Below are 15,625 nucleotides of genomic sequence, written 5' to 3'. Positions count from 1 at the left end.
TCTTGGCATCTTGGGGGGCGGGTGGGTGGTGCGCGCGTTTTAGTACGCCGGGTGGGGGCGCTGCGGCTCCGCCGGGTTCTCCAGTGCGGGCCTGCTGAAGTAACCGTCTTGCGCAGTTCCCCGCGCCCCTGGGTGAGTGGGTGGCTCCGGCCGGTGGATCTCCGCGACTTCCGTCGTGGCTGGCCGCGCAGTTCCCCGCGCCCCTGACGGGGCACTACGCGTGCGTGGTCATCCTTCGGCCGGTGGGGGCTGATCGCGCAGTTCCCCGCGCCCCTGGAGGGGCGACTGCGTCGCCACCTCCCTCCTGGGGAAGCAGGGGCGAAGCCCCGCTTCCTCCAAGGGGAAGCTGCACGAAGTGCATGCTTCAGGGGCGCGGGGAACTGCGCGAGAAGCCCCACGCACCCGCAGATAACACACGGCGCCAGGGGGCAGCCCCGAAAGGGGTGCGGGGAACTGCGCGAAAACGGTGCCTCGTACGCGCCCCCGGCTTCACACTGCAACGCGTACGGAGTACCCCCGCGGAGATCCAAGGAGAGTCACTCCATGAGGAGACGGCCCGTCAGACGTGGCGTACCCGCGCTGGCCGCAGGGCTCGCCCTGACCCTGCTCCCCGCCCCGGGCGCCCGCGCCCACGCCCACCCCGCACCCGCGTCGCCGCCCGCGACCGTCACGCTCCTGACCGGCGACAAGGTCACCGTCACCGATATCGGCGGCGGCAAGAAGGCCGTCGACGTCGAGCGCCCCCGCGGCGCCCCCGGCATCGTCCGTACCCAGGTGAGCGGCGGCGAGATCACCGTCGTACCGCAAGAGGCGGCCCCGCTGATAGCCGCCGGCCGGCTGGACCCGCGCCTGTTCGACGTGACCGCGCTGCTGCGCCAGGGCCTCGCCGACGACAAGGCGGAGGCGACCCCGCTGATCGCCACCTACGGCGGAAAGACCGCCCGCGCCACGCCCGCCGCCCCGGACGGCGCCGCCCGCACCCGCGAGCTCACGAGCATCGGCGGCGCCGCCCTCGACGCCGACAAGGGCCGCCGGTTCTGGAAGTCCGTCACCGAAGGGCCTCATGAACTCACCCCGGGCGTACGTAAGTTGTGGCTCGACGCCCGCGTCGGGGGTGCCATGGAGCAGTCCAACGCTCAGATCGGCACCCCCCGCGCCTGGCAGAACGGCTGCACCGGCAAGGGCGTCAAGGTCGCCGTCCTCGACACCGGCTACGACCCCTCCCACCCCGACCTCGCCTCCCGCGTGACGCAGGCCAAGTCGTTCGTCGAGGGCGGGTCCGTCGCGGACAGGTCCGGGCACGGCACGCACGTCACCTCGATCGTCGGCGGCTCCGGCGCCGCCTCCGACGGCAAGGAGAAGGGCGTCGCCCCGGACGCGGACCTCGCCGTCGGCAAGGTCCTCGGCGACGACGGCTACGGCACCGAGTCCGAGATCATCGCCGGTATGGAGTGGGCCGCGAGGGACGTCAAGGCGAAGGTCGTGTCGATGTCGCTCGGCGCCGGCACGCCCAGCGACGGCACCGACCCGATGGCGGCGGCCGTCGACGCCCTCTCCCGCGAGACCGGCGCCCTCTTCGTCGCCGCCGCCGGTAACTCGTCGAGCCCCGGCACCCTCGACTCGCCCGGCACCGCCGACGCCGCGCTCACCGTCGCCGCGGTCGACGCCGACGACCGGCGCGCCGACTTCTCCAGCCAGGGCCCGCGCCTCGGCGACAGCGCGCTCAAGCCCGATCTCGCCGCCCCCGGCGTGGACATCGTCGCCGCCCGTTCGTCCTTGGCGGACGGCGAGGGCCCGTACACCTCGATGAGCGGTACGTCGATGGCGGCCCCGCATGTCGCGGGCGCCGCCGCCCTCCTCGCGCAGCGCCATCCCGACTGGGACGGACGGCAGTTGAAGGACGCCCTCATGTCGACGTCGCTGCCGCTCGACGACTCCGCGTACGCGACCGGCGCGGGCCGTGTCTCCGTGGCCGACGCCGTCACCGCGCCCGTCACCGCCACCGGCAGCGTCGACTTCGGCTTCCACCCCTGGCCGTACGACCGCGACGCGCCGACCACGCGTACGGTCTCGTACGCCAACTCCTCCGGTACGGACGTGCGGTTGGACCTCGCTGTCCAGGGCGCGGCCGCCGGGCTCGTCACGCTCGCGGACACGCACCTGACCGTTCCCGCGCACGGCACCGCCGCCACGACGGTCACCTCCGACATCTCGAAGGCGGCCGTGGGCGCCAACTCCGGCTCGATCGTCGCCAGTTCCGGCGGTGTGCCGGTCGCGCACACCGCGTACGGGCTCGTGGCGGAGGAGGAGCGCTACACGCTCACCGTCCACGTCAAGGGCCGCGACGGCAGGCCCGCCCCCGCGAACCTCACCTACACCGCGCTCGCCGAGCACGCCCTGCCGGACGGCGCGAGCGTCGACGCCTCCGGGACCCTCGCCCTGCGCGTCAAGCCGGGCACGTACTACCTGGACACCTTCCTCGACGTCCCCGGCACCCACGGCGACGACTCGCTCGGCCTCGGCTACCTCGCCGCCCCCGAGGTCCGCGTCACCAAGGACACCGAGGTCACCCTCGACGGGACGCGGCTGCGCGAGGTCGGCACGCGCGTGGACCGGGACACCGAGCCGCACCGGACGCTCCTCCAGTACGACCGCGCGGCACACGGCGCCGACCTGTCCGGCATGGTCCAGCTCCCCGTCACGTACGACACGCTGCTGGCCGCGCCCACCGGCCCGCTGCGCGAGGGCACGTACGCGTTCCGCACGACCTGGCGCGAGGGGCAGCCGCGCATCGCGGTCAAGGGCGTCGGCGAGGCGTGGGAGCAGCCGGGATCCACGCTCGTGAAGGGCCGCAGCAGGCTCGCCCTCGTGGACGCGGGCAGCGGCGCGCCCGGCGACTACGCGGGCCAGGACGCCGCCGGGAAGGCCGCCCTCGTCCACCTCGACGGCACCCGCGACCCCGGAGCCGTCGCGCAGGCCGCCCAAGACGCGGGCGTCAAGGCGCTGTTCGTCACCGACGACCGGCCCGGCCGCATCGACTCCGGTTTCTGGGACGCGGACGGCGACGACCGGCCGCTCCAGATCGCCGGCGTCTCCCATGCCGGCTTCCGGCGCCTGGAGACCATGCGGCGCGAGGGCGAACGCATCGACATGACGGGTACGCCCGCCGATCAACTCGCCTATGTCTACGACCTGTCGAAGGGCTACCGGCGCGGCGTGCCCGACCGCGACCTCGTGTTCGCGCCGCGCCCTTCGGAGCTGGCCACCGTCGACACCACGTACTACGACACCCGGCACCCGGACGGCGCCGAGGTCCGCTACGGCATCGACCCCGCCTTCCCCGTCACGGGCGGCTCCTACGAGCCGCGCGCCTTCCCGGGCAGGCGCACCGACTTCGTCTCCTGCGACGCCGGGCAGGGCTGGCAGGAGAGCATCACCGACGCGACCGCGTACGGGCTGTACGAGCAGCGCGGCGGCGTCGTGCGCTACGCGCCGGGCAGGCGGGCCGAGTTGAACTGGTCGCGGCCCGTCCTGCACCCGTTCGCCGGGTCCGGGCTCGGCCGGGGGCAGGAGCGGCGCGGTGACGAACTCCGCTTCGACCTGCCCGGCTGGGGCGACTCGGGCCCCGACCACACCGGCTTCGGCGACGCGTACGATCCCGAGTCGGGCATGACGCAGCACACCGAGGCGTTCGTCGCCGGCGAGAGCAAGGGCCGACAGGTGGGCAGCGCCGTCGAGTTCGAGGTCAGCGACGGCTCCGAACTGCCGTACCGCGTCGTCACGGACACCGCCCTCGACGCGGCCGAATGGGGCCTCGCCACGACCGCGCACAGCGAGTGGCGGTTCCGCTCGGCCCGCACGCCCGCCGACACGTACACCGTCCTGCCGCTCATCAACCTCGGCTACGACCTCGGTACCGACCTGCACGGCGCGGTCCGCGCGGGCGCCCGGCTCCCGATCGGCCTGTCCGCCGCGTACGTCAAGGACGCGCGGGGCACTGGCAGGCTCGGCGGCGGCAGCCTGTCCGTCTCGTACGACGACGGCCGTACGTGGATGCCCGTCGTCCTCCGCCGGACGGGCGGCGGCGCGGCCTGGCGGGGCGCGCTCGCCGTCCCGCGCGACGCCGCCTCGGTCTCGCTGCGGGCGCGCGCCGAGGACGACAGGGGCGGCTCGGTCACCCAGGAGATCCTGCGGGCGGCGGCCGTGAAGTAGCCCTTCGGTGGGGTGTGTTGGGTGGGGGCGGGACCTGGCGCGAGAGGACCTGCGCCGGGCCCCCGTGTGGTGTTCCGGGCCGGCGCTGGTCTGCATGGTGAGACGTTCTCGTCCGGCATGTGGAACATGCTTGTGGAGCGGGCGTCCGCGCGGAAAAGATGCCCGCATGGCCCCGGTACTCGTCTCGCGTCGTCACGTGGATCTGCTGCGTGTGTCCACGATGCTCTGTCGGGCTACCGCGCGGCCGGCCGCGTTCTGTCGCTGACCAGGCATTTCCCTGCTGGTCGGGTGCGTCCGTCGCCCTCCCGTGTGCGGGCGTCCGACGGCCTGTGACGCCCGGAACGGCTACCGCGCCCGGGGGTGTTCCGCCGCCGCTCGCGCCCGCCGCCGCCCGTCCCGGCCGCCCTCCTCCTCGTTCCCGTCACGGGTGTCCCGTGCGGCGGTGCGGGTGACGGCTGTGACGGCTGTGGCGGGAGGTGCGTGACGTACCTCCGCCGCTGCCTGCTTCCCCCGCCCCGCGCGGCCCCTCCGTCCCGTGTTCCGGCGTCGGGGCGTGGCCCGCGCCGTCCCGTCGTCGCCCGAAGGTGCCCTCCATGCCCGAGAAGTCCCCCTTGCTGCACTGGTTCCTGCCCACCGGCGGCGACGGCCGCGATCCCGGTGGCGTCACCGCCGTCCAGGGCCGCAGCGGCTCCGCCACCCGGCGGCCCGCCGACATCGGCTACCTCGCCCAAGTCGCCCGCGCGGCGGAGCAGTCGGGGTTCGCGTCGCTGCTCACCCCGGTCGGCCTCGGCTGCGTGGATCCGTGGATCCTCAGCTCCGCGCTCTCCCAGCACACCGAGCGCATCGGGTTCCTCGTCGCCTTCCGCGCCGGGTTCGCCAGCCCCACGCTCCTCGCCCAACAGGCCGACGCCTTCCGCAAGTTCACCGGCGGGCGCCTGCGGCTGAACGTCGTCACCGGCGGTGACCCCGTCGAGCAGCGCTCCTACGGTGACAGGCTCGCGCACGACCAGCGGTACGGGCGCACCGACGAGGTCATGGCCGTGCTGCGGGACCTGCTCGACGGCAAGCGCATCGACTTCCAGGGGCAGCATGTCCAGGTCGAGGGAGCCCAGTTGACCGACCCGGCCGTCGACCACCCCGTCCCCCTCTACTTCGGCGGCGCCTCCGCCGCCGCCGAGGACGTCGCCGCCCGCCGCGCCGACGTCCAGCTCCTGTGGGGCGAACCGGTGGACGCCGTCGCCACCCGCGTCGCCAGGCTGCGCGCACGCAACCCGCGCCTGCGCTTCGGGCTGCGCATCCACATCATCTCCCGCGACACCGCGTCCGAGGCGTGGGCGGAAGCCGACCGCATCCTGGACCGGATGGACCCCGCGGCGATCCGCGCCAGCCAGGAGCGCTACGCCCGCATGGACTCCACCGCCCAGGCCGCGATGACCGCCCTGCACGGCGGCACGACGGACGGCCTGACCATCGCGCCGAACCTGTGGGCGGGCGTCGGGCTGGTCCGCGAGGGCGCCGGGACCGCGCTCGTCGGCTCCCACGACGAGGTGGCCGCCCGCCTCGACGAGTACCGGCGCGCGGGCGTCGAGGAGTTCATCCTCTCGGGCTGGCCGCATCTGGAGGAGGCGTTCCGCGTCGGTGAGGAGGTCGCCCCGCGCCTCGCCGCGCTCGCCGAAGCCCCGGCAGCCCCCGCCTCCTCCGCCCCGTCCGACCCCGCTCCCGCTTCCTCGGGGGAGCCCCGGTGAGCGCCGCCGACGTCAAGGAGCGCGAGCCGGCCGCGCCCACCCCGGCCGCCCCCGCCCGGCACCCCCGTACATCCCGGGACGCGCGCCCGCTGCTTGAGGCCGCGCGCTGGCTCGCCCTGCGGCTCGTCGCCCTCGCGGTGCTGCTCGCGGCCTGGCAGGCGGCCGTCGCCGCCGAACTGTGGCCCCGCGTCCTCGTCCCCTCGCCCGCCGACGTCTGGCACGCCTTCACGGTCGGCATGAGCGACGGCTACAGCGGCCACACCCTCACCGAGCACCTCCTCGTCAGCCTGCGCCGGATCGGTGTCGGCACCGGGTACGCGGTCCTCGCGGGCGTGCCGCTCGGCCTGGTCATCGGCGCGGTGAAGCCGGTCGCCGTCGTCCTCGAACCGGCCGTCACCTTCCTGCGGACGCTGCCCCCGCTCGCGTACCTCTCGCTGCTCGTCATCTGGTTCGGCATCGACGAGTCGCCGAAGATCTGGCTGCTCGTCGTCGCCGCGCTGCCGCCCATCGCCGCCGCGACCGCCGCCGCCGTCCGCACGGTCCCCGGCGAACTCGTGGAGGCGGCGCGGGCGTTGGGTGCCGGGCCGCTGACACTTCTGCTGTCCGTGCGGCTGCCGTCCGCGCTGCCCGAGATCCTGACCGGCGTCCGGATCGCCGTCGGCGTCGCCTACACCTCGGTCGTCGCCGCCGAGACCGTCAACGGCGTACCCGGCATCGGCGGCATGATCCGCGACGCCCAGCGCTACAACCAGACCGCCGTCGTCATCGTCGGCATCCTCGCCATCGGCGTCTCCGGGATCGCCCTCGACGCGCTGCTGCGGGCGGTCGAGCGGTACGCCGTCCCGTGGCGCGGCCGGACCTGAACCCCGCCGAACTCCCTTACATACACGCCCAGTTTGGAGTCCTCATGCCCTCTATGCCCTCCGCCCTCTCCCGCCGCGCTCTCCTCGCCGTGGCCGGCGCGCTCGTCCTCGGCGCCTCCGTCACCGCCTGCGGCACGGGTGCCGATGCCGCCGACGGGAAGACGCAGGTGCGTATCGCCTATCAGTCCATCCCCAACGCGGATCTCGTCGTCAAGAACCAGAAGCTGCTGGAGAAGGCGCTGCCCGACGCCGACGTGAAGTGGGTCAGGTTCGACTCCGGCGGCGATGTGAACACCGCCGTGATATCCGGCGCCGTCGACCTCGGGCTCGCCGGTTCCAGTCCCGTCACCAAGGGCCTGTCGGCGCCGCTGGACATCCCGTACAAGGTCGTCTGGATCCACGACGTGATCGGGGACAACGAGGCGCTGGTCGCCAAGAAGGGCATCGGGTCGGTGAAGGCGCTCAAGGGGAAGAAGATCGCCACGCCGTTCGGCTCGACCTCCCATTACTCGCTGCTCGCGGCGCTGGAGGAGGCCGGCCTGAAGGCGTCGGACGTCACGCTCGTCGATCTCCAGCCGCAGGACGCGCTCGCCGCGTGGAAGCGCGGGGACATCGACGCCGCGTACGTGTGGACGCCGACCCTCGGCGAACTGGAGAAGGACGGCACGGTCCTCACCACCAGCCGGAAGATCGCCGACGCGGGCAAGCCGACCGCCGACCTCGGCGTGGTCACCGACGACTTCGCCAAGAAGCACCCCGAGATCGTCACCGCCTGGGTGAAGGCGGAGAACCAGGCCGTCACGCAGGCCAAGTCCGACCCCGCGAAGGCCGCCGCGTCCATCGCCCGCGAACTCGGCATCACCCCCGCCGAGGCCCGGAAGCAGCTCGGCCAGCTCGTCCTGCTCGACGCCCGCCAGCAGCAGGGGGCCGCCTACCTCGGCACGCCCGGCAAGCCCGGCGCCCTCGCCGCGAACCTGCGGGACGCGGCCGTCTTCCTCAAGGGCCAGAAGGCCGTCGACGCGGTGCCCCCGCGCGCCGACTTCGAGGCGGCCCTCGCGCTGAAGGAGCTGGCCCGTGGCGCCGAGTGAGCCGGAGAGGGGCGGCGCCACGGACACGGCCACGGTGACCGGAGAGCGGACCGCCGATCTCGAACTGCGGGACGTCAGCGTGCGGTACAGGAGTGCCAAGGCGCTGGTCACGGCCGTGGCGGACGTGTCGCTGAGCGTCGGCGCGGGGGAGTTCGCGGTGCTCGTCGGGCCCTCCGGGTGCGGCAAGACGACCCTGCTGCGGCTCGTCGCCGGGTTCGAGAAGGCGGCCGCGGGCGAGGTCGAGGTGCGGCGCCGGGTGGGTGTGGTGTTCCAGCAGCCGCGCCTGTTCACGTGGCGCACGGTCGGCGGCAACATCGCCTTCGCGCTCGCCCGGCACGGCGTACCGAGAGAGCAACGGGCCGATCGGATCGAGGAGTTGCTGACGCTCGTCGGGCTCGCCGGGACGGCCGGGCGGCGCACCTGGCAGCTCTCCGGAGGTCAGCAGCAGCGCGTGGCGCTCGCCCGCGCGCTCGCGGGGCAGCCCCAGATCCTGCTGATGGACGAGCCGTTCGCGGCGCTCGACGCGCTCACCCGGGAACGGCTCCAGGAAGAGGTACGGTCCCTCGCCGACGCCACCGGCACCACCGTCCTGTTCGTCACGCACTCCGCCGAGGAGGCCGTCCTGCTCGGCTCACGGGTCCTCGTGATGGCCGCCGGGCCGGGCCGGATCGTCGCCGAACTCCCCGTCGGGCTCGACCGGGGCGCGGGAGCGGGCGCGGTCGCCGCGCTGCGCGGGACACCTGAATTCTCGCGGCTGCGCGGCGAGTTGGCGGCCGTGATGCGAGAGGCGGCCGGGGCCTGAGAAACGCGGCGGCGCCGCCTCCCCGTGGGACCGGGGGAGACGGCGCCGCGCCAGGCGTCCGACAGGGTCAGACCAGCCAGCCGACGAAGTGGACGAGGCCGGCGAGGATGTCGGTGATGAGGTTCATGGTGGTGCTTCTCCTAGCGATGCTTCATGTGGGACATGTGCGCCTGCCTCCTGCGCCCTGAGGACAGGGGGCCCGCGCGAAACGGGACTGATGCGTGCACGGCATCCGGTGCGGAAGTAACGGTCTGCAGCCCGTTGCTTGCGCCCCGTAAGCATCGTTGGTTACGGCAGCCACATGCAAACTCTGGAGCGACGATCACCTGTTCAAGCGAACAACTGATCGCCTGTTCGTTTCCCGCCCTGCCTGCGCCCCCCGTACTCCCTTGCTCTGCAAGGGCGTTCAGGGCCGGGGCAGGGACCGCTTGAGGATCTTCCCCATGTCGTTGCGCGGCAGCGCGTCCAGGTAGCGGACCGTACGAGGACGCTTGTACGGGGAGAGGCGGGCGGCGACGTGATCGGCCAACTCCCGCTCGCCGGGCGGCCGGTCGCCGTCCACCGGAACGATCCACGCCACGACCCGCTCGCCGAGATCCGCGTCCGGCGCGCCCGTCACCGCCGCCTCCCGCACGCCCGGGTGCTCCAGGAGCGCGTTCTCGATCTCACCCGCGCCGATCTTGTAACCGCCGCTCTTGATCAGGTCCGTCGCCTTGCGGCCGATGATGCGGACATAGCCGTCGGCGTCGCGGACCGCCATGTCGCCCGTACGGAACCAGTCGCCCGGCGCGAACGCCTCGGCCGTCGCCTCCGGCCGGTTCAGATACCCGAGGAACAGGTTCGGGCCGCGCACCTGGATCTCGCCGACCGCCTCCGGATCGCCCTCCGCGACGGGCGTCGTACCGTCCTCGCCGGTCAGCCGCAGCTCCACACCCGGCAGCGGCACGCCGACCGTGCCGGGGCGCCGCTCGCCGTCCGCGCGCACGCTGGTGTTCATCAGCGTCTCCGTCATGCCGTACCGCTCGACGACCCGCTGCCCGGTCGCCGCCGTGATCCGCTCGTGGTCGTGGACCGGCAGCGCCGCCGACCCCGACACCAGCAGCCGCGCGGAGCCCAGCGCCGCCGCCAGCTCCGGATCGCCGGGCAGCGCCTCGGCCAGCCGGTGGTACATCGTCGGCACCCCGAACAGCATCGTCGCCCCCGCCGCCAACTCCCTGCGCACCCCGGGTACGTCGAATCCGCCCAGGTGGACGAGGGTGCCGCCGCGGCGCAGCGGGCCGAGGACGCCCAGGATCAGGCCGTGCACATGGAACAGCGGCAGCCCGTGCACCAGCGTGTCCCGCTCCGTCCACTCCCACGCGTCCGCCAGCGCGTCCAGGGTCGCGGTGAGCGCGCGGCGCGGCAGTACGGCGCCCTTGGGCGGGCCGGTCGTGCCCGAGGTGTACACGATGAACGCGGGGGTCTCCGGGTCGGCCGGTTCGACCGGCGGCGGGACGTCCGCGTCCGGTTCGGGCCGTACGTCGATGCGGGGCAACGCGGCCAGCGCGGGCGGGAGTTCGGCTTCCGGGGCGGCCAGGATCGCGTCCGGGGCGCTGTCCTTCACGATGTGGGCCAGTTCCTGGTCGCCGGACCTCGGGTTCAGGGGGACGGTGGCCTTGCCGGCGAGCAGGGCGGCGATCACCGCGAGGGGGGTTTCCGGTACGGGTTGCGCCCATACGGCGACGCGGTGCGTGGGGGCCAGGCGGTGGGCCAGGGGGGCGGTGCGCTCCGCGAGGTGGCGGTAGGTCAGGGTCGGGCCGGTTCCGAAGCGCAGGGCGGGTTTTTCGTGGGCGGTGGTGAGGGTGGGCAGGAGCCGTTCCACGGGGGCACTCCGTTCGGGGGGCGGGTGTTCAGCGTTCCTGAGCGTAAAGGTGCCCGGTGTCGGGGCGAGCGGACGTGGCGGCCCCCTCGGGCGGGTTCTTCGGCCTCGACTCGCGTCGTGGTTGCTCGCGCAGTTCCCCGCGCCCCTGTCGGGGCGACTGCGTCGCCGCCTCCCCCCTTGGGGAAGCTGCACGCAGTGCATGCTTCAGGGGCGCGGGGAACTGCGCGAGAAGCCCCACGCACCCGCAGATGACCATGCACGGTCGTGCCCCGAAGGGGCGCGGGGAACTGCGCGACCAGCCACCCACCGGGCCGCAGGTGAGCACGCACGCGTCTGCCCCGATAGGGGCGCGGGGAACTGCGCGATCAGCCCCCACCGGGCCGCAGATGACCACGCACGCGTAGTGCGCGGCCAGCCGCCCACCGGGCCGCAGGGGACCCGCCCGCTCACCCCGCGGCGCGACCCGCCCCGCGTCCGAGAAGACGGACGGATGATCAGCCCCGGGCGGTAAGCGCACCTCGCCGGATAACTTTCCACCCGCCCCACTCGTTGGGCACGCGGCCCGTTTCAACTCCCGCCACCGAAAGGCCCGCCATGACCACCGTCACCTCCCCCCTCGCCGGCAAGGCGATCGGCCTCGCCAACGTCCCCGACCCCGTCTTCGCCGGCGCGATGGTCGGCCCCGGCACCGCGATCGACCCCCTGCGCGAGCCCATCGAGGCCGTCTCGCCGGTCGACGGCCAGGTCGTCTCCATGCACCCGCACGCCTTCGTCGTGATGGACGACGAGGGCCACGGCGTCCTCGTCCACCTCGGCATCGACACCGTCCAGCTCAACGGCGAAGGGTTCGAACTCCTCGTACACAAGGGAGACCGCGTCCGGCGGGGTCAGCCGGTCGTGAAGTGGAACCCCGCGGCCGTCGAGGCGGCGGGCAAGTCGCCCATCTCCCCGGTGATCGCCCTGGAGGCGGCCCCCGACAACCTCGCCGCCGTCGCGGAGTCTGGCGAGGTGACGGCCGGCGGCGAGCTGTTCATCTGGAACTGAGCCGCCCGCGGCCCCGCCCCGCACCCGCGTTAGCCTCGAAGCGGCTCGTGCCGTCCCGCGCGCACGAGCCGCCGCAACCGCACGGCGCGCGACCGAGGAGTAGCCCGATGCCCCGCATAGCCCTGGTCACCTACCGGCGCCCCCCGCAAGGCCCCGAGGACCGCGATCTGCCGCTGCTCGTCGACGAGGTGCGCCGCGCCGGCGCCGACGCCGAGGCCGTGTGCTGGGACGACCCGGACGCCGACTGGGGCCGCTACGACCTCGCCGTGCTCCGCTCGACCTGGGACTACAGCTGGCGGCGCACCGAGTTCCTGGCCTGGGCCGAGCGCTGCGCGGCGGCGACCCGCCTCGCCAACCCCGTCGACGTGATCCGCTGGAGCACCGACAAGCGCTACCTGGGCGAGCTGGCCCACGCGGGCGTGCCGACCGTCCCCACCGCCTACGCCGCCCCAGGCCAAGCCCCCGACCTGCCCCGCGACCGGGAGTTCGTCGTCAAGCCGACCTCGGGCGCGGGCGCCCGTTACGCCGCCCGCTACCGCCCCGACGAACGGGAGAGCGCGCTGCGCCAGGTGGCCCGTATGCACGCCGAGGGACTGACGGCAGCCGTCCAGCCGTACGCGGAGGGCATCGACGTCACCGGGGAACGCGCCCTGATCTTCTACGGAGGCCGCTTCCTGCACGCGATCCGCAAGGGCGCCGTCCTCGCCCCGGGAGTCGCCTACGACGCCCGCAAGGTCCCGCACCCCGAGCTGACCGCCTGGCAGCCCACCGGCGCCGAACTCGCCGTCGCCGAACAGGCGTTGGCCGCCGTGCCGGGCGGTCCCGAGCGCCTGCTGTACGCCCGCGTCGACCTCGTGGACGCCCTCCCCGAGACGACCGCGAACCCGGAAACAACGGCCGCCCCCGGCGAAGGCACCCGTCCGTGCCTCATGGAGCTGGAGCTGGTCGAGCCGAACCTCTTCCTGGGCGCCGTCCACCCCGGTTCGGCCCCACTGGTCGCCGAGGCGATCGTCAAGGCCGCCGCCTGACCCCCGTACCAGGGAAGCTCACTCCTGCGTCCACCGCTGCAACAGCCCCCACGTGAACTCCGCCCGCACCCGCCGCACCGCCCCGCTCTCGTCCGGCGCCGCGAACGCGAGGCCCCAGCGCGTCGGCGCCGAGCCCTCCAGCGGGCGGGCCGGGGCGAAGGCGCGGGCCGCCTCGTCGACCGTGCAGGACCAGGGCGTGAGGTCCGCGAGGGTGCGCAGAGCGGGGGAGGGGGCGCCGGGCGCGCGGATCAGCCACTCGTTCCACACGGCGCCGGTCGGCGCGAGCAGCACCTCGAAGCGCAGGTCGGGCCAGAGCGGCACCGGCCACAACAGCGCCTCGCAGCTCAGGTCGCCGACCTGCCGCGTCAGCACTCGCTCCGGCGCGCCGAGCACGGAACGGTAGCGGGAGACGGCCGCCCGGGGCGCCCGCGCGTGCAGCATGGCCTGCCAGCGCCGGTTCGCCTCGCGCATGTCCGCGACCGACACCCCGAGGTCGGCGCGGGCGCTCTCCACGAGCCGGGGGTTGTGGTCCGCCATGCGGCGCAGCAGCACGAGCTGGAAGTCCAGCGGGGTGAAGGGCGCGGCGGCCCCGGACGGTGTGGAACTCGGCATGCCCCCATGGTCGCGCACCCTGCCCCCGTACGCCCGTACGCCCGTACGCCCGTACGCCCGTACGCCCGTACGCCCGTACGCCCGTACGCCCGTACGCCCACGCCCCTCGGCCCACCAAGGCATTGCCCGCTCAACACCCCAGTGCGTAGCCTATGTTCGTCATACCGACAGGCGGTTGAAATCTCGAACGACGTGAGAGGGGGCCGGCCGTGGGACGCCTCGTACCCGCCGTGACCCGGGCTCTGGACATCCTGGAACTCTTCCTCGACGGGGACGGCACCCTGTCCGCGCCGGACATCGTCCGCAGGACCGGGCTGCCCCGCACCACCGTGCACGAGCTGGTCACCACGCTCGCCGCCCGCTCCTACCTCGTGCCCGCCCCCGGCGAACCCGGCCGCTACCGCCTCGGCGTACGCCCCTACCAGCTCGGCAGCCGGTACGCGGAACAGCTCGACCTGGCCGCCGAGGGCCGCCAGGTCGCGCAGGCCGTCGCCGAGACCTGCGACGAGACCGTGCACGTGGCGATCCTGGAGGGCACGGACGTCATCTACATCGCCAAGGTGGACTCCACGCACGCGGTACGCATGGTCTCCGCCGCCGGCCGCAGGCTCCCCGCGCACTGCACCTCCGTGGGCAAGATGCTGCTGGCGTCGCTGCCCGAGGCCGAGCGGGCGGCCCGCGTCCCGGACGGCGCCGAACTGACCGCCATGACGGAGAACTCGATCACCGACCCGGCCGTGCTGCGCGCCCATCTCGCCCGCGTCCGCGAGCGCGGGGTCGCCGTCGAGTGCCGCGAGTCCAACCCGGACGTGTCCTGCGTCGCCGCGCCCGTGTACGACCGTACGAACCGGGTCGTCGCCGCGCTCTCCATCTCCGTACCGATGATCCGCTGGAGCGACGCGCGCCTGGAGGAGCTGACCGAGCTGGTCGTCAAGGGCGCCGCCGATCTGTCCGAGCGGCTGGGCCACCGGGGGCGGCCGTGAACGTCGAACAGGCCGTCGCCGCGCGTGCCGCCCTCGGCGAGGGCCCGACCTGGGACCCGGCGGCCGGGCGGCTGATCTGGGTCGACATCCTCGGCTCCCGCGTCCATACCTACGCCCCCGCCGACGGGCGCCGCACGGTCCTCGCCACCGAGCAGCACGTGGGCGCCGCGAAGCCCCGCGCGGGTGGCGGCCTGGTCGTCAACCTCCGTGATGGCGTGGGCCGTTACGACCCGAGCGGCCGTTTCTCGTGGCTGCACCGCGACCCGGTGCCGGGCCGCCGGGGCAATGACGCGGCGGTCGCCCCTGACGGCTCCCTGTGGGCCGGTTCGATGGCCTACGACGAGCGGCCCGGCGCGGGCGAGCTGCTCCGCGTCGCCCCGGACGGGCAGGTGACGCGGATCCTCGACGCCGTCACCGTCTCCAACGGCACCGGCTGGAGCCCGGACGGCCGCCTCATGTACTACGTCGACACCCCGACCCGCCGCGTCGACGTCTTCGACGTACAGGGCGAACGGGTCGCGGGCAGAAGGGAGTTCGCGCGGATCGAGCCCGGCGCCGGCTACCCGGACGGGCTCACCGTGGACGCCGACGGCTGCGTCTGGGTCGCCCTGTGGGACGGCGGGGCCCTGCGCCGCTACACGCCCTCCGGCGCCCTGGACCGCACGGTCCACCTGCCCGTGCGGCGCCCCACGGCCTGCGCGTTCGGCGGGCCCGGCCTCACCGATCTGTACGTCACGACCGCGCGCGCCGGCCTCGACGCGCCGACACCCCTTGAGGGCTCCCTGCTGGTCCTGCCGGACGCGGGCCGGGGGCTCGCCCAGCCCGCGTTCGGCGGCTGACCGGCGCCCGGGCCGGTACCCGGGCGGGCACCCAGGCGCACGCGGGGCTCAGCCCTCGTCGGTGACCCGCACGTAGTCGTAGTACAGCGGGTCGCCGTCCTCGTCGACCGGGTACTCGTAGCTGGACTGGTTGGCGAGGATGACCTTCAGGCGGGGCAGCACGTCGAAGCCGAGGTCGTCCTCCGTGATCTCGTGCCCGCGCTCCTCGAACCGCTCGTACAGCTCGGTGCTCGGCGTGCGGAACACGTCCAGGCCGTCGAGCACGACCCGAACGCCCGCGTCCTCCTCGGTGAAGCGGAACAGCTCGATGCCGCTGAGCGCGCCCTTGGTGAAGCCGAGCACCACGCTCAGGCCGGACGCGTCGTGCTTCAGCGTGATCTGGCCCGGCTCCGGGTCGCTCGACGCGACGCGCAGCGCGCCCCACGCCTCGACCGCGCCGCGCGCCTGCTCGACCGTCGTCCCGAGCCGCAGCGGGCCGACCCCGACCAGCGGCTGCAGTTCCCGCTCCATGTGCGCGTCCTCGCCTTTCTCGTTGCCCGCGTTGTTCT

At 74.0% G+C, this 15,625-nt stretch carries 12 protein-coding genes; 9 read left to right on the top strand and 3 right to left on the bottom strand.

All coding sequences use genetic code 11. The features are described from left to right. Positions 1-543 precede the first annotated feature (543 nt). The 5 genes from ACZ7LY_RS04475 to ACZ7LY_RS04455 all read left to right on the top strand — a co-directional run bounded on the left by ACZ7LY_RS04475 (position 544) and on the right by ACZ7LY_RS04455 (position 8,710). Positions 544-4,212, top strand: coding sequence for a S8 family serine peptidase (locus tag ACZ7LY_RS04475; RefSeq protein ID WP_471623009.1), 3,669 nt, complete (start codon positions 544-546; stop codon positions 4,210-4,212). A gap of 593 nt (positions 4,213-4,805) precedes the next feature. Further along, on the top strand, positions 4,806-5,957 hold the full coding sequence (locus ACZ7LY_RS04470) for an LLM class flavin-dependent oxidoreductase (RefSeq protein WP_471623008.1): 1,152 nt from the start codon (positions 4,806-4,808) through the stop codon (positions 5,955-5,957). Then, entirely contained in the window at positions 5,954-6,820 is an 867-nt protein-coding gene (locus ACZ7LY_RS04465; protein WP_471623007.1) for an ABC transporter permease, read from the top strand. The genes ACZ7LY_RS04470 and ACZ7LY_RS04465 overlap by 4 nt, the downstream gene beginning before the upstream one ends. A gap of 44 nt (positions 6,821-6,864) precedes the next feature. Continuing rightward, positions 6,865-7,908 carry a taurine ABC transporter substrate-binding protein gene (locus ACZ7LY_RS04460; RefSeq protein ID WP_471623006.1) on the top strand — a complete coding sequence of 348 codons (1,044 nt, stop codon included), beginning with the start codon at positions 6,865-6,867 and terminating at the stop codon, positions 7,906-7,908. Next, positions 7,895-8,710, top strand: a complete 816-nt coding sequence (locus ACZ7LY_RS04455) for an ABC transporter ATP-binding protein (protein WP_471623005.1) — start codon at positions 7,895-7,897, stop codon at positions 8,708-8,710. The genes ACZ7LY_RS04460 and ACZ7LY_RS04455 overlap by 14 nt, the downstream gene beginning before the upstream one ends. A 406-nt stretch (positions 8,711-9,116) precedes the next feature. On the opposite strand, the gene ACZ7LY_RS04450 is transcribed toward ACZ7LY_RS04455, so the two are convergent. Then, positions 9,117-10,571, bottom strand: a complete 1,455-nt coding sequence (locus ACZ7LY_RS04450) for an acyl-CoA synthetase (protein ID WP_471623004.1) — start codon at positions 10,569-10,571, stop codon at positions 9,117-9,119. A gap of 594 nt (positions 10,572-11,165) precedes the next feature. Here ACZ7LY_RS04450 and ACZ7LY_RS04445 point away from each other — a divergent pair. Further along, entirely contained in the window at positions 11,166-11,615 is a 450-nt protein-coding gene (locus tag ACZ7LY_RS04445) for a PTS sugar transporter subunit IIA (protein ID WP_471623003.1), read from the top strand. 107 nt (positions 11,616-11,722) lie between these two features. Continuing rightward, positions 11,723-12,643 (top strand): ATP-grasp domain-containing protein, encoded by a 921-nt coding sequence (locus ACZ7LY_RS04440; protein ID WP_471623002.1) that lies wholly within the window; start codon positions 11,723-11,725, stop codon positions 12,641-12,643. Positions 12,644-12,661: 18 nt separating this feature from the next. On the opposite strand, the gene ACZ7LY_RS04435 is transcribed toward ACZ7LY_RS04440, so the two are convergent. Continuing rightward, positions 12,662-13,255 carry a hypothetical protein gene (locus ACZ7LY_RS04435; protein WP_471623001.1) on the bottom strand — a complete coding sequence of 198 codons (594 nt, stop codon included), beginning with the start codon at positions 13,253-13,255 and terminating at the stop codon, positions 12,662-12,664. Positions 13,256-13,464: 209 nt separating this feature from the next. Here ACZ7LY_RS04435 and ACZ7LY_RS04430 point away from each other — a divergent pair, with 209 nt between their 5' ends. Then, on the top strand, positions 13,465-14,238 hold the full coding sequence (locus tag ACZ7LY_RS04430) for an IclR family transcriptional regulator (protein ID WP_471623000.1): 774 nt from the start codon (positions 13,465-13,467) through the stop codon (positions 14,236-14,238). After that, the gene (locus ACZ7LY_RS04425) at positions 14,235-15,077 is read left to right on the top strand and encodes an SMP-30/gluconolactonase/LRE family protein (RefSeq protein WP_471622999.1); all 843 of its coding nucleotides are present in this window, start codon (positions 14,235-14,237) and stop codon (positions 15,075-15,077) included. Before ACZ7LY_RS04430 ends, ACZ7LY_RS04425 begins: the two co-directional genes overlap by 4 nt. A gap of 48 nt (positions 15,078-15,125) precedes the next feature. Here ACZ7LY_RS04425 and ACZ7LY_RS04420 read toward each other — a convergent pair whose 3' ends face one another. Next, positions 15,126-15,587 (bottom strand): hypothetical protein, encoded by a 462-nt coding sequence (locus tag ACZ7LY_RS04420; RefSeq protein WP_471622998.1) that lies wholly within the window; start codon positions 15,585-15,587, stop codon positions 15,126-15,128. Positions 15,588-15,625 lie beyond the last annotated feature (38 nt).

It is taken from the genome of Streptomyces sp. NPDC107550, assembly GCF_055639095.1.
This window is presented reverse-complemented; position numbering and strand designations above follow the sequence as displayed.